Origin of the sequence: Catellatospora chokoriensis (assembly GCF_011297315.1) — a bacterium.
Lineage (GTDB): Bacteria > Actinomycetota > Actinomycetes > Mycobacteriales > Micromonosporaceae > Catellatospora > Catellatospora citrea.
In genome coordinates this window covers 1-538 of record NZ_JAAOTI010000082.1, presented here as the reverse complement: position 1 = coordinate 538, position 538 = coordinate 1, and the positions used below count along the sequence as shown (strand labels likewise).

The window sequence follows — 538 nt, the reverse complement described above, 5'->3', positions numbered from 1 at the left end:
CTGCCGGACACCATCATCGCCAGAATGCCCGTCGCGTACGCCCCGGCCTGCGCCTCCACGTCCGCACCGAACGCGATCGTCACCCCGACACACACCAGCGTGTAGACCAGCACCACCGGCCGCACCGCCCGCGCCCACTCCGGCGCCATCCCGTAGGACGGCAGGTACCGGGGCACGATGTTGACCAGACCCGCCATCGCCGACGCGCCCGCGAACCACAGGATCAGGATCGTGCTGATGTCATAAACCGTGCCGAACCCCTCACCCAGATGCTCATGCGCCAGATACGCCAGAGCCCGGCCGTTGGCCGCCCCACCCGGCTCGAACTCCGCCGCCGGGATCAGCACCGTGGTGACGAAACTGGTCAGCAGCAGGTACACCGACATGATCAACGCGGCGACGGTCAGCAGCTTGCGGGTGTTACGCACCCGCGACGCCATCCGCGCGCGGCCGTCCTCACCCTCGGCGGCGACCAGCGGCATCATGCTCACGCCGGTCTCGAACCCGGACAAGCCCAGCACCAGCAGCGGAAACGCCA

1 pseudogene is annotated in these 538 nt (G+C 68.8%); it reads right to left on the bottom strand.

Annotation, left to right across the window (positions count from 1 at the left end):
• Positions 1-538, bottom strand: a pseudogene (locus tag HAV39_RS42065) (amino acid transporter); the annotation flags it as partial.